General features: G+C 59.2%; 14 protein-coding genes, 1 tRNA gene and 1 riboswitch. Of the genes, 7 read left to right on the forward strand and 8 right to left on the reverse strand.

Annotated elements, in window-relative coordinates; translation table 11 throughout:
• Positions 1-282: 282 nt before the first annotated feature.
• Positions 283-3,198 carry a PAS-domain containing protein gene (locus IG617_RS05275; RefSeq protein WP_192108011.1) on the forward strand — a complete coding sequence of 972 codons (2,916 nt, stop codon included), beginning with the start codon at positions 283-285 and terminating at the stop codon, positions 3,196-3,198.
• A 30-nt stretch (positions 3,199-3,228) separates the two neighbouring features.
• On the opposite strand, the gene IG617_RS05280 is transcribed toward IG617_RS05275, so the two are convergent.
• The 6 genes from IG617_RS05280 to IG617_RS05305 all read right to left on the reverse strand — a co-directional run bounded on the left by IG617_RS05280 (position 3,229) and on the right by IG617_RS05305 (position 6,944).
• A complete protein-coding gene (locus IG617_RS05280; protein WP_254170441.1) occupies positions 3,229-4,452 on the reverse strand; it encodes an energy transducer TonB in 1,224 nt (407 codons plus the stop codon).
• On the reverse strand, positions 4,449-4,871 hold the full coding sequence (locus IG617_RS05285; RefSeq protein ID WP_192108013.1) for an ExbD/TolR family protein: 423 nt from the start codon (positions 4,869-4,871) through the stop codon (positions 4,449-4,451). Before IG617_RS05285 ends, IG617_RS05280 begins: the two co-directional genes overlap by 4 nt.
• Before the next feature lie 42 nt (positions 4,872-4,913).
• Positions 4,914-5,297, reverse strand: a complete 384-nt coding sequence (locus IG617_RS05290; RefSeq protein ID WP_192108016.1) for an ExbD/TolR family protein — start codon at positions 5,295-5,297, stop codon at positions 4,914-4,916.
• Complete coding sequence (locus IG617_RS05295; RefSeq protein ID WP_192108018.1) at positions 5,287-6,006, reverse strand: MotA/TolQ/ExbB proton channel family protein; 720 nt, start codon at positions 6,004-6,006, stop codon at positions 5,287-5,289. Before IG617_RS05295 ends, IG617_RS05290 begins: the two co-directional genes overlap by 11 nt.
• Before the next feature lie 12 nt (positions 6,007-6,018).
• Positions 6,019-6,498: a hypothetical protein gene (locus IG617_RS05300; protein WP_192108020.1), complete on the reverse strand. Its 480-nt coding sequence runs from the start codon at positions 6,496-6,498 to the stop codon at positions 6,019-6,021.
• Between the two features lie 370 nt (positions 6,499-6,868).
• A tRNA-Asn gene (locus IG617_RS05305) sits at positions 6,869-6,944 on the reverse strand.
• A gap of 363 nt (positions 6,945-7,307) precedes the next feature.
• A riboswitch (cobalamin riboswitch) is annotated at positions 7,308-7,538 on the forward strand.
• A gap of 108 nt (positions 7,539-7,646) precedes the next feature.
• On the opposite strand from IG617_RS05305, the gene cobU reads away from it, so the two are divergent.
• The 6 genes from cobU to IG617_RS05335 all read left to right on the forward strand — a co-directional run bounded on the left by cobU (position 7,647) and on the right by IG617_RS05335 (position 15,670).
• Positions 7,647-8,225 (forward strand): bifunctional adenosylcobinamide kinase/adenosylcobinamide-phosphate guanylyltransferase, encoded by a 579-nt coding sequence (gene cobU / locus IG617_RS05310; protein ID WP_192108022.1) that lies wholly within the window; start codon positions 7,647-7,649, stop codon positions 8,223-8,225.
• Positions 8,222-9,283, forward strand: coding sequence for a cobalamin biosynthesis protein CobW (cobW, locus tag IG617_RS05315; RefSeq protein ID WP_192108024.1), 1,062 nt, complete (start codon positions 8,222-8,224; stop codon positions 9,281-9,283). Before cobU ends, cobW begins: the two co-directional genes overlap by 4 nt.
• Positions 9,284-9,401: 118 nt before the next feature.
• Positions 9,402-13,205, forward strand: a complete 3,804-nt coding sequence (cobN, locus tag IG617_RS05320) for a cobaltochelatase subunit CobN (protein ID WP_192108026.1) — start codon at positions 9,402-9,404, stop codon at positions 13,203-13,205.
• Complete coding sequence (gene cobO, locus IG617_RS05325) at positions 13,202-13,834, forward strand: cob(I)yrinic acid a,c-diamide adenosyltransferase (protein ID WP_192108028.1); 633 nt, start codon at positions 13,202-13,204, stop codon at positions 13,832-13,834. The genes cobN and cobO overlap by 4 nt, the downstream gene beginning before the upstream one ends.
• 43 nt (positions 13,835-13,877) lie before the next feature.
• The gene (locus IG617_RS05330) at positions 13,878-14,183 is read left to right on the forward strand and encodes a YrhK family protein (protein WP_254170442.1); all 306 of its coding nucleotides are present in this window, start codon (positions 13,878-13,880) and stop codon (positions 14,181-14,183) included.
• Positions 14,184-14,218: 35 nt separating this feature from the next.
• Positions 14,219-15,670, forward strand: a complete 1,452-nt coding sequence (locus tag IG617_RS05335) for a cobyric acid synthase (RefSeq protein ID WP_192108504.1) — start codon at positions 14,219-14,221, stop codon at positions 15,668-15,670.
• Positions 15,671-15,673: 3 nt separating this feature from the next.
• On the opposite strand, the gene IG617_RS05340 is transcribed toward IG617_RS05335, so the two are convergent.
• Entirely contained in the window at positions 15,674-16,291 is a 618-nt protein-coding gene (locus IG617_RS05340; RefSeq protein WP_192108030.1) for a DUF938 domain-containing protein, read from the reverse strand.
• Between the two features lie 40 nt (positions 16,292-16,331).
• Positions 16,332-17,303: an adenosylcobinamide-phosphate synthase CbiB gene (gene cbiB, locus IG617_RS05345; RefSeq protein WP_192108032.1), complete on the reverse strand. Its 972-nt coding sequence runs from the start codon at positions 17,301-17,303 to the stop codon at positions 16,332-16,334.
• Positions 17,304-17,309: the final 6 nt, after the last annotated feature.

Raw genomic sequence — 17,309 nt, forward strand, 5'->3', positions numbered from 1 at the left:
CAAATCTGCGTGTTATTGTTATGATTTGCTTAACGTCTGTGGCGAGTTGATGGCGTGTTTGATCGTGTTTTCAAGTACTTGCGTATGTATTCATTGTAATTATTGCGGATAATATTTATCCCGGTCGGCCTTTGGAAAAATCAACATAGACCTTGTTTTGGTTACTATGCGTTAGCTGAGTTCTGCATAGTATCTATCTGTAGTTGTGCAGAGGCGAGGTTTCGATACGTGGTGCTGGCCTATTCAGACGGCAGTGCAAGCGCTCAGGCGGGGGAAGTCGCCGTGAGCCCTGATGCGGATCCATGCGCGATCGGGCTTGAGCGGACCCTCAAGGCAGCCATGAGACTGGCGGGTTGCGAAGCCGGGGCTGTTTTTCTGCGGGAAGGCGAATATTTCTCGGCAAAGCTTGCGCAATCGGGGAATGCAGCCCAGCTTTTTTCTGATTTCGATCTCTCTGCGATTTCCATCGAAGCTGGAGAAACACGCCTCGTAAACGAAAGCGCCGAAATCGCGACGTTTTTCCCCGACCCTGATGAGATGCAGAGCGCTAAAGCGCAAACTGTTTTTCTGACCGGCTTCAACGCAGCGGCCAGCGATCTAGGCCAGGACAAGAATGAGGGCGTTATTGTCCTTATATCTAAGACTAAGAAAACATCAGATAATATTGATTTATCATTTTTATTGGATTTTGGAGCTATCGCCGGATCTCTGGTTCAGACGCGACGCAAGACGTCAAAGGCGCTCGAAACTCTGGAGCGCAGCGAGAAGCAGACCGAACACTTTGATTATGTAACAGAATTGGCCGGTGTTGGCGGTTGGGAGATCGAGCCAGCCACGCAGAAGATCTTCTGGACCGAGCAAACTTGCCGTATTCATGATCGACCTCCTGACTATTCGCCGAGCCTGCAGGAATGGTTCGACATGTGCGATCCGGCCTATCGCAAAAGCCTGCAGACCGCATTTCGCGAAGCGGTGGCCTCGGGAACCGGATGGAAGATTGATCTTCCCATTCAGACGGCGACAGGCCGTCGAATCTGGGTCGCATCCATCTGTCAGCCGGTCTTTGGTGATGACGGCGAGCTGCTGCTTGTGGGATCCATCATGGATGTCAGCGCGCGCCGCGCCGCTGAGACGGAAATCGACCGATCCCAAAGGCTCTATCGATCGACGCTGAATGCCTTGTCTGAGGGGATCCTGGTGGTGGACGGCGAGGGCATTGTCCGTTGGCACAATGCAGCAGCCGAGACAATTTTCGAGTGTCCGACCATTTACGCGGAAATGACCCATCTTGAAGACGTCCCCTGTCTTGTCGAGCCGGCAGACATGCACGCGCTTTTCGATCAGGAAAGAGCCTACGACGACTACAATCTCCTGTCGGGACTTCTCATTCTCAAGCAGTCCAAGAGCCTGACGCTGCAGGCGAAGGTTGGCGAGGACCAGACGCGCAAGTGGCTGCGATGCCGTTCAGAGCCTTTGATCAGCCGCGAAGACAAGAAGTTCGTAGGTCTGGTGATCTCCGTTGAGGACATCACCGCGAAAAAGCGCAGCGAAGACATTTTGAATGAGGCTTTTGAAGCCATTCCAAATGGCATTGCTGTGTTTGATCAGGACGACCGCATGGTGATGGCCAATGGCGCCTATCGTGTTGCGTTCATGGACGGCAAATTGCCCAGCGGTGAAGCGGAAACTTACCGGGATGTGCTGTCGCGCAACCTGGCTTCAGGCCGTATTGCCGATGTCGAAGATGACGCGGAAGTGCGTGAAGCCTGGGTCGAGGACCGTGCTTCCGATTTCTTTGGCGGTTCGGTGAGCCATATAGACCGGCTCGACGACAGCCGTTGGCTTCAGACGAGTTCCATGATCACGCCGTCATCGTATCGCGCAGACTTCTTTGCGGATGTCACGGAGTTGAAAACCCAGGGCGCGGTGCTCGAGGCGGTGTTCGAGAACTTCCCGGGCGGTGTAGCTCTCTTTGATGCCCGCCGAAACCTGACGCTGATCAACACCGGCATGAAAGAGCTTTTGGGCATTGACGACAACTTCATGCGTTCAGGTCCGACATTGCGTTCGATGGTTGCCCGCAACGTGAGCCGGGAGGGGCTGACCGGCGATTCCCTTGACGCCGCGGTTGCAAAGACGATCGATCGTTTTGCGCAGAGTGAGGTCGTCACCTACGAACGCGTGCTTTCGGACGGAACGGTTCACGAAATCAAGGCGATATCCCTGCCGGATGGCGGTTTGCTGACCACCCTTGACGATATCAGTCTGCGCAAGCAGCTGGAGCAGCAACTGCGTGACAACGCGCGGCGCGCGAAAAAGAAGAGCGCGGAACTGGAGGCTACCTTTGCGAACATGAAGCAGGGTGTCAGCGTTTTCGACGCGGAAGGCTGCCTGCAAATCTGGAATCAGCGCTATATCGACATCTTCAGCAAGCCGGATGGCGAGGTCCGCCATGGGGTGGCGATCCAGACGTTGCTGGATGCGGAAAAGCTGCGCGGTGACTTTGAAGGCGATGTCGAGGCACATATCGCGCAGCTGCGTCAGCGCTTGCAAGCGGGCGAAACGGTCCGCAGCTATTTCAAGCTCAAGACGGGAACGCTCATCGGCACGATCCATGCGCCGATGCCCGGCGGAGGCTGGATCGGAACCCACGATGAAATCGCGGAAGACGACAAGGACTACAAGGCGTTCCGGCGATCGCGTCAGACGGACCCTCTGACCAAGGTCGCAAATCAAGCTTACCTGCTTGAAGACATGGAGCTCGCCCTCGACAGCGTGCGGCTAAATGGTGGCTCTTGCGGGGTGATGGTCATATCGGTTGGCTTTGCACACTATTACGCGCTCGGTGAGCACATGGCACCTTGTGACCAGACCAACCAGATCATCGCGCGGCGCCTTCGAGAAGCGGTTCGGCCGATGGACCTTGTTGCTCGACTGGATGATGGTCGTTTTGCTGTGCTTTTTCCAACCTTGCGCAATGACGACGGCGCCGTCCGGAAAATGGCGGAACGGATCATGAGCCTGCTCCGCGAACCTGTGGTCGTATCGGGTCAAAAGACGCTTTTGACCGTCCATCTGGGCCTTGTCGGTTTGACGGATCGGGTCGAGACGTCCGAGCAGGCACTGCAAAAGGCGCAAACGACCGTGGACTTTGCATCCGTGAAGGGCCCGGTCTCCCTGGCAGTCGATCTGATCTGATCCCGATCGCCCGAAGTCCCGCGGAGATGCCTAGCGGCGAAACGCGAGCGGGACCGTAAAGGCCCAGCGTTTCCGTTGAGCTTCTGGTGGAATTTTCGGAAAAGGACTTGCCCGGCGAACGGTCTCGATTGCGGCCTTGTCCAGGATAGGCGAGCCCGAGCTTCTTGAGACGCGGATGCCGCTTGCCCTGCCGGAACTGTCCACCGAGAAGCTGACATGCACATTGCCGCTCAGCCGTTTGCGTTTTGCAGCGGAAGGGTAGCGCAGGGAGCGACGCAGCTTGCGGGCGACCTTGCCAGGGTAGTTGGAAACCTTGGCATTCCCGGCGGCGGAGCCCTTGCCGCGGTTTTGGGCTCCGCCCTTTTGCGCCGTTTGATTGCTGTTGCCACCGGAGCCTGCCTGAGAAGTCTGTTTCTTCGGCGCTTTCTTTGCCTTTTTTGGCGTTTTTTGGGCGGTCTTGGTGGGCTTCGGTAAGTCCTGAACCAGCGGTTTTGGACGCAGCTGAGGAACGGGAATAGCGTCGCTTGGTGGGTTCTCCGACAGCTCGGCCGTTTCCAGCGGCTCAACCTTTTCCGGCTCGACCTCGGATACCTCCGGCTTCAGGATTGCTTCTGGCGGCTGAGGGCGAACAACCGGCGTCTGGGCTGTCTTGGCGGCGACCGGTTTTGTCTCGACTGGCTCAGAACTTTCCTGTGCCTGCGGGACTGCGCTCGCAACAACTGGCTGGACCGTGCGAAGCGGTTCCTGAGGTTTCAGCGGCGATGCTTCTTGCGGCTGTGTCTCGGACGGCTTGAGCGGAGCCTCTTTAACGGCTTGGGCCTCGATCGGGGCGTCCAGGGTCTGCTCTGACTGGACGAAAGCGCCTTCTGAGCGCGCGTTGACAATGGTCGAGGTCAGAGCCGGCGCAACAGGCGCTGCGCTGACCGGATTCGCCAGTGTTTCGACCGGTTCTGCACGCGCCGTTTCGACTTCCCGTGGCTTGACGGCCTGAACCTCTTCGGGCTGTTCTGGCTCGAGCAGCTCCTCGGTGTCGATTTCCTCAGGCGGGGTTTCGGTCACCTCTGAGCCCGCCACGATCATGTCGGCGAAAGCTTGACCGACGGTCGCCGCGGGGGCTTCAGCGCCTCCCGCCATGAGGATTTCATCATCCTCCAGCATCGCCCATGCGGCGAAGGCAAGATGAAGACCAAGGGACACCACGAGCAATAGCGCCAGCCAGCGCCAGCGGTGGGGCGGGTGATGGGCCTCGCTCATTGCGTCCTCATGGTGACGACGGTCACCTTTCCTGCGCCGGCGGCCTGGAGCTCGCCGACCAATCCGATCAAGGCGGTTGCTGCAAGATCACGGTCGGCAATCAGCCTCACCGGAAATCCGGCTTGCTCGGATTGCACATCTTCCTCGACTGCCTCCAGACTTGCCGCCTCCTGCAGAAACGCTTCAATTGTGGTGGGTGAGCCGCGGAAATGCAGCGAGCCATCCTCACGTGCGACCAATGCGTTGGGCGGCGGCAGCGGGTCTGCATCCTTGCTGTCGATCAGGTCGACGGTCTTGTCCAAAGGCGGCGCAAGCTGGCCCGCAATGAGAAAGAAGATCAGCATCAGGAAGACGATGTTGATCAGGGAGATCGTGTTTTCGCTTTTGCGCTTTATCGGCGCAATCGAAAGCTTCTTCATGAGGTCGGCTCCGCCCTTGAAGGGCATCACGTGGAGGTCTGTTTATTTTGCGACGGTCAGGCTGAGGCCGTCGACCCGGCGGACGAGCTCCATCGCGTTGACGAGGTCCTGAGCGCTGGCGTCGCCCTTGGGCAATAGCAGCACGGCTTTCGCGCCTTTGGTGGTCAGCTCTTCAAGCGTCTGCTGCGCTGTCTCCCAGGAGGCGTTGCGTCCGTTGATGCGCAGATCCTCCCCGGTGAGCGAAAAGACGATGTCAGGGCCCTTGCCAGATGACTTGCCAGCGCTGCCAGGCGGTGAAATTTCAACTTCGCCGAACTTGGTGAAGGTTGAGGTAAGCATGAAGAAGAGCAGCAGCAGAAAGATCACATCGATCAACGATGTCAGGGACAGCTTTCGCGATCGCGCTTCGGGAAGGTCAATGCGCATGTACGGCCTGTGGAGCCATGGAGACCGGATCAGCTGACTGGAACGCGGCCTCGACCTTGATGTTCTCGGCATCTGGCACGTGCGACAGCAGGATGCCGGCACTCAAGGTTTCGATTGAGACCCGTTCGTTGTCGATACGGCTTTCGAAAAAGGTCAGAATGAGCGAAACCGGCATGGCGACGGCAAGGCCTGCCGCGGTGGTCAGAAGCGCCACCCAGATGCCGCCGGCAAGCATCGAAGGATCAACCGAGTTGCCGGCCGACTGGAGCTGCTGAAAAGCCTCAATCATGCCGAGAACCGTTCCGAAGAGACCAAGCAGCGGCGCAACCTGTCCGATCGCGTCCAGGGCCTTCAAGCCCCATTGCTGATTGTGCAGGCGTGCAATGGCGCGGCGCGAGACCTCTTCTTCGATGGCGGCCTTGTCGAGTTTGGTCGTCAAAGATAGGCGCATTGCGGTTGCAAGCACTTCTTCGGTCGCAGTCCTTGGCGATGAGAGCAAACGCACGGCTTCCTGTTTTCGGCCGCTGCGCCACAGGGTCACACAATTGCGGGCGCGCCGGTTCTGACCTACGCCTTCGCGCCAGAATTGCCCGATTTTCATCAGGACGAGAGCGAGGGAGACAACCGAGAGCATCGCGATCAGGGCGACGACCGGCCCGCCGGTCTCAAGAAGGTTCATCACGGGCTGGAGAAGACTGGTCTGGTCCATGAGATTTTTCTCTTACTTGATGAAGGCGATGTCGGTGCGGCTCTTCGTGGCGAGGCTGCTGACGCATGTGTCGTCCGCGGCCTCTGCAGGGTTCGCGAGATCACAGCGAGCTGCGCCGTTGACCAGGATCTGGCTGATCGCCGGACATTGCGCTCCGGCAAGTTCGAACTGCCGGACAACTGTCTTTTGCTCGGGCATGGCGCCGAAGTCGAATGCTGTCATGAGGTCTACGAGTCCGTCAGCGTCAAAAAGAACGAACTCATAGGCGACGCCGTTGAGGGCCTGGCCTGTCTTGTTGGCGGCGACGAAGGTCAGCATGCAGCCGCTATCGGTCTGCGCTGCCCGGTTGAGCTCCAGCTCCAGAGTGTTTTCTGCAGCCTTGACCATATGCGGTGTTGCAAGTGCATAGAGCAGACCGGCGGCCAGACCCAGATTGGTGCGCTGCCCAAGTTGTCGACCCCAGCCCAGCGTCTTTTGCAGGAAGATACGCATGCAGATAGAAACCTCATTGTGACCTTGGTGTAGCCGGTTCGTCGCTCAAAGCGCTCGGCCGGAACACGGCGTCCTCATCATAAACATGATGTTTAAGTTCATATATTTATGGCTATAAAATATGACCAACGCAGTCAAGTAAATCCTGCGCCTTGCGCTCAAGGGTCTGCATAGCTTTGGAGGAGCTGAAACTGGTCGGTCTGAAATTCGCTCCGGCGAGTAAAAGCCGTGCCCGCTGCGCGCTTGCGCGGGCGAAAATGTCGTGCCGCAGCAATTGAAGACAATGCTCTAGCGGTCGCGAGCAAGCGATCGGACGCGCATCCGGCGTCTGTCAGCTATGGTATTTAAGATATTGGGAAAGGAGCAAGAGTGGCTCCCCGAGCAGGGCTCGAACCTGCGACAATTCGATTAACAGTCGAATGCTCTACCAACTGAGCTATCGGGGATCACCAACGTTGCAGCGGGTCGTGCCCGCTCCGTCGATGGAGATGCGTATAACAAACGCTTTGCCGGTTTGCCAAGCCCCTTGCCAACTTATTTTCATCTGCACCCGACTTTGAGTGTGGGTAACGCGGATAAACCTAATTATTTCATTGTCTTAATTCCGTTTTGAGGGCGCCGTTTCGAGGCGCGTATCCGTCAGCCCCGGTTCAAAGCGCCGCTATATATTCGGGGACACGTCCGCAGTGCTGCAGAGTGGAGGAGCGCGGATCCACGCTCATCGACAGAATTGCCGGGGAACAATCAGCATTCGCGGGGCGCAATTCCTGAAAGGGCCGCGCGATGCTTGTCTATGGGGAGGCGAGAGGGTAGACAGATTGGGTCATGGTTTTCCGGCAGGCCTCTAACCTTCCGGAAATGAAACGGGAATGCGGTACGGCCTTCACCAGCGAAGCGCCAAAGCCGCGGCTGCCCCCGCAACTGTGTACGGCAAGGGCTTTTGCGACGTGCCACTGGACAAGCCGAGAGGCTGGACCGGGAAGGTGCAGAAGTCTGATCGAGCCGTAAGCCAGGAGACCGGCCTGACACCAAACGTTCAAGCGCCGTCGGGTGGACGGCAGGGAGCCCGTGATGACACTGATTGATGCCTGTCGACGTGACAGGTTCCTTCCAAGCCGAATTCCCTTATACATCGCTGCGAGGTGCCGATGAGCGCGTCCAGCAGCTCGAAGAATGCTGTCCCCGGCGGTGCTGCGACCGCAACGCTGGTGTTCGGGGGCGCGCGATCGGGCAAGAGCCGGTTCGCCGAGGACCTGGCCGTGAAGAGTGGTCTCAACCGCCTTTACGTGGCAACCAGCCCGATCATAGACGCTGAAATGCATGAGCGGGTCGCCCAGCATCGCGCCCAGCGCGGCGAGCATTGGCGCACGCTGGAAGAGGAACTCGACCTCGCCGGCGTGCTCGACTGTGAGGCGGGGCCCGAAACGGTCATCCTGATTGACTGTCTGACGCTCTGGCTAAACAATCTGATTTATCGTGAGCGCGATGTTGCCACTGAAACCGCCCGCCTGGCAGAAGCACTGCGCCACCTCAAGGGGCCTTGCGTGCTGGTGTCCAACGAGGTTGGCATGGGCATCGTGCCGGACAACCCGTTGGCCCGGTCGTTTCGCGACCTTCAGGGCCGTCTCAACCAGGACATTGCAGCGGTCGTGCGACAGGTGATCTTCGTCGCAGCTGGCCTGCCGCTCATTTTGAAACCCTCTTCTCACGCGGATATAAAGATATGACCACCGGACAAAAGATTCCCGCGACCATCGTCACCGGCTTTCTTGGCGCGGGCAAGACGACGCTCATTCGCAATCTCCTGCAGAACGCGGATGGCCGCCGGATCGCGCTGATTGTCAATGAATTCGGCGATATGGGGTTTGACGGCTCGCTGATGAATGGCTGTGCCGATCCTGATTGCGCAGCTGAGGAAGTCGTCGAGCTGACCAACGGTTGTATCTGCTGTACGGTGGCAGATGACTTCCTGCCGACCATGGAAATGTTGCTGGCGAGGGACAATCCGCCTGAGCATATCGTCATCGAGACATCAGGCCTTGCCCTGCCTCAGCCGCTCGTCCGGGCTTTTTCCTGGCCAAGCGTAAAGACCAAGGTGACCGTTGACGGCGTTGTGACGGTACTGGACGCTGCGGCTCTTGCCGAAGGACGGATTGCACTTGATGAAGCTGCGTTGGAAGCCCAGCGCGCGGCCGATGAGGCACTGGATCATGAGAGCCCGGTTGAGGAACTCTTTCATGATCAGCTTGCCTGCGCAGACCTCGTGGTTCTGAACAAGGCGGATCTCGTGTCTGAAGAGGCGCTCTCCAGGGTGCAGACGAAGATCAAGACCGAAGTGCGCCCGAGTGTTCACATCGTCTCCTCCGAGAAAGGAACGCTGCCCATCGAGGTCCTGCTTGGCCGCGAGTCGGCTGCCGAAGACGATATGGCCAGCCGACATGAGCATCACCATCACGACGACCACCACCACGATCATCATCATGACCATCACCATCATGATGATTTCGAGAGCCACGTCGTGCCTGTCGCGGCCTTTGCCAGTCTGAAGGACGCAGAGGCGAAGGTGCTGGAGGCCATGGCGCTGAAGGGGGTGCTTCGGATCAAGGGCGCGGTCGAGATCACGGGCAAGGCGGCTCCGGCCATGGTTCAGGCCGTCGGGCCTCGCGTTGAGACATGGTTTGCAGCAGGTGCAGAAGGCGCGGGCCGGCTTGTGGTGATCGGTCTAAAGGGCCTTGATCTTGAAGCGGTCGGACACCTTCTCAGCCCGGCTGTTGAGGCGGCATGACAGGCGTAACGTTTGGGTCCGGGTGTAGGTTCGTGCCGATGCAGATGCTCGGTCTTTTCGAAGAGGCTAGGGCGGGTTTGGTCACAGGAACCACCCGTTCGGGGAGAGACTGTTCCTGATGCACATTCTTGCAAGCCAGGCGCGGCGGATAGATGACGGCGGGGACGCGGTCGACCTCGGTCAGTCTCCCGCCGATATTCTGTTCCTGTCTGCGGCAGACACGGAGCTTGGATCCTTTGCCAGTGCGCAAGACGCCTTGGGGAAGAACGCCGCAGGTCTGCGCCTTGCCAACGTCATGGCTCTCTCGCACCCCTATTCGGTGGACCTTTATGCCGAGCAGACCGTGCGAGGATCGAAGATCGTTGCGGTGCGCCTGCTCGGCGGTGTCGAGTACTGGCGCTACGGCGTCGAGCGGCTTGAAGAGGAAGCCCGTGCCTCCGGGGCGAAACTGATCCTGGTTCCGGGCGATGACAAGTGGGATGGCGCTCTGGCGAGCCGGTCGACCGTTCCTCTTGAGGACGTGCGCCGGTTCTGGCGCTATTGCGTCGAAGGCGGTAGCGGCAACTATTCCAACGCACTTCTGTTCCTCTCCCATCTCACAGGCCGGGATGAGGAGCCTGCACATCCGGTGCCTCTGCCGCGGGCGGGTATCTATCTTCGAGGAGAGACCGCGCCGGATATTGAGGTGCTGAAAGCCACCTGGCGGGATCCTGCAAGGCCTGTTGCTGCGATTACCTTTTACCGGGCGCTGGTCCAGGGCGCACAGACCGCGCCGGTCGATGCGCTTGTCGAAGCTCTCGAAAAGGCAGGGGTGAATGCACTTCCGATATTTGTTTCCTCGCTGAAGGAGGCTGAATCTGCTGGTGTTCTTGCAAGCCTTTTTGAGGCCGCGCCGCCGGATGTTGTCCTGAACGCGACCGCCTTTGCCGTTTCCAAGGCGGGAACTGTTCATCAGACAACACCGCTCGATGCACCGGGCAAGCCGGTTCTTCAGGTCGTTTTCTCGTCGTCATCCTTCGAGGGCTGGGAAGAAAGCGACCAGGGCCTTGCCATCCGCGATCTTGCCATGCATGTGGTTCTTCCCGAAGTTGATGGACGGCTTTTGACGCGTGCGGTGTCCTTCAAGGAGGAGGGGACCTTCGATGAGGCGACGCAATCGACGCCGGTGCGCTTTGTTCCTGTTGCCGACCGAATAGCCTTTGTTGCGAAGCTCGCGGCGAATTGGGCGCATCTTTCCCACGTGCCGCCCGCTGACAAATGCACCGCGCTCATCCTGGCTAACTATCCGAACAAGGACGGGCGGATTGCCAATGGGGTGGGGCTTGATACTCCCGCGTCTTGTGTCGAGCTTCTGAAGGCGCTGGGCGCAGCAGGCTATGATGTGGGAGAGGCCCCTGCGACGTCTAAGGACCTGATGCACCTTCTGAGCTCTGGCGTCACAAACGCCCTCGATGGGCGACAGGCTCGCCGTGGGTTTCAGTCTCTGTCCCTGGAAGACTACGAGAACGCGTTTGCGCGATTGCCTCAAGCCGTGCGTAAGGCGGTCGGCGAGCGGTGGGGACATCCGGACGATGACCCTCATGTGGTTGACGGAGCATTCCGGCTTGCGCTGCACAGGTTCGGCAATCAGGTGGTCGGGATCCAGCCGGCACGTGGCTACAATATTGATCCCAAGGAAACCTACCACGATCCTGATCTGGTCCCACCGCACCACTATTTTGCCTTCTACATCTGGCTGAGACGGCACTTCGGGGCCCATGCGGTTGTGCATATGGGCAAGCACGGAAACCTTGAATGGCTGCCGGGCAAGGCTCTGGCACTTTCTGAAGCCTGCATGCCCGAGGCTGTTCTGGGACCGGTGCCGAATATCTATCCCTTCATCGTCAATGATCCGGGAGAAGGGGCCCAGGCCAAGCGGCGGACATCCGCGGTCATCGTTGATCATCTGACACCGCCGCTGACCCGGGCCGAGAGCCACGGCGCCTCCGGTGAACTCGAGACGCTTCTGGACGAATATTATCTTGCCAGCGGTGTTGATCCGCGCCGGCTGAAGGCCCTGACGCGCGATATCCTCGATCTGGCGACCCGGCATGGCCTGGACGCCGATATCGGTCTTGACGAGGGAATGGACGAAGCCACGCGCCTGGCGCGACTGGATGCGCATCTGTGCGATCTGAAGGAGTTGCAGATCCGCGATGGTCTGCATGTTCTCGGGCAAAGTCCCGAGGACGAACTGCTGACAGACCTTCTCGTCGCGCTTGCCCGTGTCCCGCGGGGTGCGGATGCAGGGCAGGAAAGCCTTCAGCGCGCAATTGCACGGGATCTTGGGTTGAGTGGTGAGGCAGGTGCTGACTCCCTCTCGGGGCTATGTCTCTTTGATCCACTTGATTGTGATTTCTCTGCGCGCTGGGCAGGTGAGACGCCTGAGATCCTGACCGGGTTGTCGGAAGATCCCTGGCGCTCCAATGGCGATACGGTCGAGCGGATCGAGCTTCTGGCGCAAAGGCTTGTCGCCGGGACCGTGACGGCTCCTGACGACTGGGTCGCGACCAACGCCGTTCTGGACAGCATCGAGACCGAGCTTCGTCCGGCGGTGTCAGGGTCAGGCCCTGCTGAAACGCAAGCGGTCCTGACAGCGCTGGGCGGCGGTTTTGTTGCCCCGGGTCCCTCCGGTGCGCCCAGCCGCGGGCGGCCCGATGTGCTTCCAACCGGCCGCAATTTCTATTCCGTCGATGTCCGGGCCGTGCCAACCGAGACGGCCTGGCGCCTGGGGCAAACGTCAGCATCCCTCGTCGCCGAGCGATACTTTCAGGAGGAGGGCGAGTGGCCAAGCTCTCTCGTTCTCACCTGCTGGGGTACGGCGAACATGCGGACGGGTGGTGATGACATCGCCCAGGCATTGGCGCTGATTGGCGCGCGGCCAGTCTGGGAAGCGGCGTCGGGTCGTGTCACGGGCTTCGAAGTCCTGTCTCTGGCCGAGTTGCAGCGTCCGCGCATCGATGTGACGCTTCGCGTGTCCGGCTTCTTTCGCGATGCCTTTCCCCACCAGATCGACCTTTTCGACAGCGCAGTGCGAGCCGTTGCGGCGTTGGAGGAACCAAAGGGATCAAATCCGATTGCTGCAAGGGTCAGCGAAGACCGGGCCAGATACGAAGCCGAAGGACTGGATGAAGTGGAGGCGGAACGGCGCGCCGCCTTCCGCGTCTTTGGTTCGAAACCGGGCGCCTATGGAGCCGGTTTGCAGGCGCTGATCGATGAAGGGATCTGGGACGAGAGAGGCGATTTTGCCGAGAGCTTCCTGACGTGGGGCGGATACGCCTATGGTGGTGGAGCAGACGGCACCTCCGCGCGCGGCGAGTTGGAAACGCGCCTGTCCGGTGTCGACGCAGTCCTGCACAATCAGGACAACCGCGAGCACGATCTTCTCGACAGCGATGACTATTATCAGTTCGAAGGAGGGCTCGCTGCCACCATCGAAACCTTGAAGGGCGAAGCGCCCAGGGTCTATCACAATGATCACTCGCGGCCTGAGCGGCCGGTGGTGCGGTCTCTCGCGGAGGAAATCGGCCGGGTGGTGCGGGGCCGGGCAGCGAACCCGAAGTGGATCGCCGGTGTCATGCGCCATGGCTACAAGGGCGCGTTCGAGATCGCCGCAACACTCGATTACCTGTTTGCGTTTTCTGCAACGACACGGGCCGTCGGGGACCATCATTTCGATCAGCTTTTCGAAGCCTATATAGACGTTGAGGAGGTGCGCGATTTTCTGGAAGACGCAAACCCTGCAGCCTACCGTGAGATACTTGCCCGCTTCGCAGAGGCATTGCACCGTGGTCTCTGGACGCCGCGCAAGAACAGCACGCATGCTCGCTTGAACGAATTACAGGCGAAACTTCAAGATGATACCGATGGGAGAGCGCCGTGAGCGACAAGATAGCAGATCTGAGTGAAGAGGAACTCAACGCGCGGCACGCGGACAAGATGCGCAAGAAAAAGGCCGCCCGCGACAAGATCATGGCGACCAAGACCATCGAGAAGGGGCTGTTGATCGTCCATACCGGCAAGGGCAAAGGCAAGTCGACCGCCGGGTTCGGGATGGTTTTCCGGTCCCTGGGTCATGGCCACAAGGTTGGTGTCGTCCAATTCGTCAAGGGACGGATCGAAACGGGCGAACGCATGGCGCTTGAGCGGTTCTCAGACCTGGTCACGATCAAGCGCATGGGGGAAGGCTTTACCTGGGAAACACAGGATCGCCAGCGCGACATCGATGCGGCGCGCCAGGCCTGGGATGCGGCCAAGGAGATGATCACAAGCGGAGACTATCGCTTGATCCTTTGCGACGAGCTCAACATCGTGCTTCGATATGACTATCTGCCGATCGATGAAGTGGTTGCCTTCCTGCGCGATGAAAAGCCGGAAGACGTTCACGTCGTCATTACTGGCCGCAACGCGAAGGACGAGCTGATCGACATTGCCGACCTGGTGACAGAAATGACCCAGATCAAGCATCCCTTCCGGTCCGGTGTAAAGCCACAGGAAGGTATTGAATTCTAGGCGTTTACGAGGTTGCGCACGGCGCCAACATGAAGGATCAGCAATGATGAAGCCTTTCAATCAGGGCCTGAGGTCTGCCTCCAGCTCCCATGCAGAGATCGTGCGCCGCTATGAGCTGGCGCGCACGCTTGTGGAGTTCCTGGCTGCTGTCACCTTCGTCATCGGCAGTATTTTCTTCTTTTACGACAGTCTGTTGTTTGCTGGCACTTGGCTGTTCCTGATTGGCTCGATCCTGTTTGCCGTCCGGCCCACAATTCGTCTCCTGCTGGAACTGCACCTGGCGCGCCTGCCGGTGCCAGAGGAATTCAGGCCCTATGGAACAAGGGCGTCCGACGGGGCCGATACGTGATCCCTGGCGGAAACCGGCAGAGAACACCGGCGTTGATGGTCCAGGGGACCGGCTCAAATGTCGGCAAGAGCCTGATCGTTGCCGGTCTGTGCCGATTGTTCGCCAATCGCGGACTGAAAGTGCGTCCCTTCAAGCCGCAAAACATGTCCAACAACGCGGCCGTCACGGCTGATGGCGGTGAGATCGGACGGGCGCAGGCCTTGCAGGCGATGGGCTGCCGGGAGCGCTTGAGCGTCCACATGAATCCGGTTCTGCTGAAACCGGAAACGGATACCGGCGCTCAGGTGATCGTGCAGGGAAAACGTTTCGGCACGATGAGGGCGCGGGAGTACGGAACCCAGAAAGCGACGTTGCTTCCAAAGGTTCTGGAGAGTTTTTCAGAAATCGAATCAGGTGCGAATCTTGTGCTTGTGGAGGGAGCCGGCAGTCCGGCTGAAATCAACCTGCGGGCCGGCGATATCGCCAATATGGGCTTTGCCGAGGCTGCGGACCTTCCGGTGGTGCTGTGTGGCGATATCGACCGTGGCGGGGTGATCGCCTCGCTGGTCGGGACGCATTCGGTGCTGGAAAATGATGAACGGGAGCGCATCAGGGCATTCTTCGTCAATCGGTTCCGGGGTGATACCGGTCTCTTCACCGAGGGCATGCGCCAAATTGAAGCGCGGACGGGCTGGAGCAGTCTTGGTGTCGTTCCATGGTTTTCTGACGCCAGCAAACTTCCCGCTGAAGATGCGCTCGGGCTGGAAAATGGCGCAGGCAGAGGGCCGGTCAAAATCGTTGTGCCGGTTATTTCCCGGATCGCCAATTTCGATGATCTTGATCCCCTTCGCATGGAAGAAGGCGTGACACTGGAGTTGATTCAGCCCGGAACGCCGCTTCCTGGCGATGCGACGCTGGTTCTCCTGCCGGGCTCAAAATCGACCGTTGGCGACCTCGCGTTTTTCCGATCCCAGGGCTGGGATGTTGATCTGAAAGCTCATCATAGGCGCGGCGGGCATATTCTTGGGATCTGCGGTGGCTATCAGATGCTCGGCCGGACGATCGCTGATCCGGAAGGCATTGAGGGCGCGCCAGGCACTGTTGAAGGGCTTGGCTACCTCGACGTTGAGACGATCCTGACGCCGGAAAAATCCCTCGTGGAAGCCGCAGGCAAGCACCTGCTGACAGGCGCAGAGGTCTCAGGGTATGAAATCCATATCGGACGGACGTCAGGCCCGGACTGCGGACGCCCCATGCTGCATATTCGCGAGGCATCCGGGGCGCCAAAGCTCGATGGCGCTGTTTCCGGCGATGGTCGCGTCTGCGGAACCTATTTGCACGGGCTTTTTACGGCCGATTCCTTCCGCCAGGCGTATTTGCAAGGTTTCGGTGCGACGTCCGATCTCGCCTATGATGTGAGCATAGATGCCGTTCTGGATGATCTGGCCTCTCACCTCGAGACGTCGATGGATATCGCCAGGATGCTGGAGATCGCCCGGGCCCGCTGACGTTTACGAAGCCCGTTTCCAGACCAACAGCTGATTGTTGGCGGGCATGGGGTGATCGGCGATCAGCTTAAGGCCGATTTTTTCCGCCAACTCATTCACCGCCTCGAAATCGCGAATGCCGCTTTCCGGGTTGCGGTCCCTCAGGCTCTTGTCGAAGGTCTCGTTGCTTGCGGTTGTGAAAGTGCCTTCGTATTTGAAGGGGCCGTAGATACAAAGCACACCGCCCGGTGCGAGGGTCTCGCCCACACCTTCGAAGAAGGCCTCTACAAGCTCCCATGAAACGATATGAAGGGAATTGGCGGTGTAGATGCCGTCATAGGCGTCTTCATAGTCGCTGGCAGACACTGGCCAAGGCAAGTCCGACATGTCGAGTTCAATCGGCGCCAGCAGATTTGCAAGGTCGGCGTCCGCCTGCACAATCCTTTGGTCGATCGCGGGGAGATTTTCGTCGAGGTCGCTCGGTCGCCAATCCAGATGCGGCAGGTTCTCTGCAAAGAAGACCGCATGTTGGCCGGTGCCGCTGGCAATCTCCAGGACACGGGTGGATTCAGAAAAAGCGTCTTTGAGTTTTTCGAGGAGGGGGCGTTTGTTGTTTTCGGCAGCCGCTGAGAAGGGAAGCATATCTCGTCTCTGTTCTGGAACTGGCTGCAGTCTTGACGATTTAGCGCCAGAACGCCAGTAGCAGAACGATTAAAGCCTGGAGCGCACATGCGGTTACAAGGATCTTCAAAGCGGACGTGATGTCGTCTGCCGTCGCATTCTTTCGGCCCGAGCGGTTCATATAGGGGTCATTGACCGTGTAGTCCGGATAGGCTCTGGGGCCGGCGAGCGCGAGGCCAAGAGCACCAGCCATGGCTGCTTCCGGCCAACCCGCGTTGGGGGAGCGATGTTTGCCTGCGTCCCTTCGCACTGCCTTGAACGCGGCCCGCGGAGACCCTCCAACGTATGGCGCGCTTAAGGTGAAAAGCAGACCGGCGAGCCGGGAGGCTGGCAGATTGATCAGGTCATCGAAACGCGCGGAGGCCCAGCCAAAGTCGCAGTAGGTGTCGGTCTTGTGGCCAATCATGCTGTCTGCCGTGTTGACGGCCTTGTAGGCGATGAGCCCCGGCAATCCGAGCAAGGCGAACCAGAAAACCGGTGCGACCACACCGTCAGAGAAGTTCTCGGCGCAAGATTCGATTGCGGCTCGTGAGACGCCCGCTTCATCCAACTGTTGTGGGTCGCGTCCGACAATCATGGCCACGGCGCGGCGCCCGCCTTCAAGGCCGTCGGACTGAAGCCCGTCCCGGACAGCGGCAACATGCTGGTAGAGGCTCTTTTGCGCGATCAGGATGGCAGCGACGAGGATCACCACGATTTCGCCAAAAGGGACAAGGCTCGCAATCCAGTGGATGGCAATGCCTATCGCGACACTAGCCAGAACAAGAAGGAGGAGGGTCAGAATGCCCCCGACCTTTCTTTGGCGGTCGGAAAAGTCGGGATTGTTGAACCGGCCTTCCAGCGCGGTAATGCCACGGCCGATGTAAGCCACCGGATGGGACACGCGCCGCCAGAGTATGTCAGGATCGCCAAAGACAGCGTCCAGCAGAATGGCAACGAACAACAGGAACAGGGCGTCCGGGTAAAACAGCATCCAAAG

The organism is Roseibium polysiphoniae (assembly GCF_014842925.1).
Classification (GTDB): Bacteria; Pseudomonadota; Alphaproteobacteria; order Rhizobiales; family Stappiaceae; genus Roseibium; species Roseibium polysiphoniae.

Excerpts from the sequence above, each read along its gene's own strand:
- IG617_RS05280 (WP_254170441.1), bottom strand. The coding sequence starts at position 4,452 with ATGAGCGAGGCCCATCACCCGCCCCACCGCTGGCGCTGGCTGGCGCTA.
- IG617_RS05285 (WP_192108013.1), bottom strand. The coding sequence starts at position 4,871 with ATGAAGAAGCTTTCGATTGCGCCGATAAAGCGCAAAAGCGAAAACACG.
- IG617_RS05290 (WP_192108016.1), bottom strand. The coding sequence starts at position 5,297 with ATGCGCATTGACCTTCCCGAAGCGCGATCGCGAAAGCTGTCCCTGACA.
- IG617_RS05295 (WP_192108018.1), bottom strand. The coding sequence starts at position 6,006 with ATGGACCAGACCAGTCTTCTCCAGCCCGTGATGAACCTTCTTGAGACC.
- IG617_RS05300 (WP_192108020.1), bottom strand. The coding sequence starts at position 6,498 with ATGCGTATCTTCCTGCAAAAGACGCTGGGCTGGGGTCGACAACTTGGG.
- cobU (WP_192108022.1), top strand. The coding sequence starts at position 7,647 with ATGAGCGCGTCCAGCAGCTCGAAGAATGCTGTCCCCGGCGGTGCTGCG.
- cobW (WP_192108024.1), top strand. The coding sequence starts at position 8,222 with ATGACCACCGGACAAAAGATTCCCGCGACCATCGTCACCGGCTTTCTT.
- cobN (WP_192108026.1), top strand. The coding sequence starts at position 9,402 with ATGCACATTCTTGCAAGCCAGGCGCGGCGGATAGATGACGGCGGGGAC.
- IG617_RS05330 (WP_254170442.1), top strand. The coding sequence starts at position 13,878 with ATGATGAAGCCTTTCAATCAGGGCCTGAGGTCTGCCTCCAGCTCCCAT.
- IG617_RS05335 (WP_192108504.1), top strand. The coding sequence starts at position 14,219 with ATGGTCCAGGGGACCGGCTCAAATGTCGGCAAGAGCCTGATCGTTGCC.
- IG617_RS05340 (WP_192108030.1), bottom strand. The coding sequence starts at position 16,291 with ATGCTTCCCTTCTCAGCGGCTGCCGAAAACAACAAACGCCCCCTCCTC.
- cbiB (WP_192108032.1), bottom strand. The coding sequence starts at position 17,303 with ATGCTGTTTTACCCGGACGCCCTGTTCCTGTTGTTCGTTGCCATTCTG.